The sequence below is a fragment of the Treponema endosymbiont of Eucomonympha sp. genome, from assembly GCF_001028545.1.
The window spans coordinates 1-690 of record NZ_BBPW01000362.1 but is presented as its reverse complement, the minus strand read 5'-3'; the positions used below and the strand labels follow the sequence as shown (position 1 = coordinate 690).

Annotated in this window: 1 protein-coding gene; it reads right to left on the bottom strand. The window is 50.4% G+C overall.

Annotated elements, in window-relative coordinates; translation table 11 throughout:
- A partial coding sequence (locus AWU74_RS11950; RefSeq protein ID WP_187150924.1) for a hypothetical protein occupies positions 1 to 690 on the bottom strand: 690 nt, incomplete at both ends.

Here is a 690-nt window from a genome sequence, read left to right as displayed (position 1 = left end):
GTTGCCCTTGCGGATAGAACTAGATTCGTCTTTGTTGAAGTAGTTAATCCACTTCTGCTGCTGTCCTTCAGCCACGAACTCTGCCGCCATAGCAAGCGACTCGTTCAGCCACGTTTCTTGCGAACCGCGGTGTTTCGTGTAGCTGATAAGGTGTTCGATTTCGCGTGCGATAGTCAGATAGACTTCGTTCATTTCGTCAAAGCCGGGTTTTGTATCAATGAAAACCATATCCGCTTCGTTAGAGCGGCTGTCATACGCTTTTGCCGTCATGTGGGTAGCGTCAAACTGACCGCGCACGAATGAATCGTGGTAGAGGTCATGCTTATTCGTGCCAGAAAGCGTCTCGTAGTCATCCTTGATATCAAGGAACAGCACGATGATTTTTCCGTTGCCGTCAACATCTTCAATGCCGCCGAATGCCGGAACCAGCTTCTGATAGGTGCTTTCGCACTTATCAGCAAGCTCGTTCGCCTTTGCAAGAGAAAGGTTTTCCGCAGCGTCGGCATACACGAGGACGTGACCGCGGGTTGCGGCAAGGACAGCCTGCACGTCATACCATTCGTCATTCGCTTTTTTTGCGTGGAACACGCGGCGGTCAAGCTCCAGCCACTGTGCGAACAGAGTCTTGTTAGCTTTCGGCATAATCAGTTTGGAGCCAATTTTATACTTCTCGCCGCTTCCGTCTTTCTT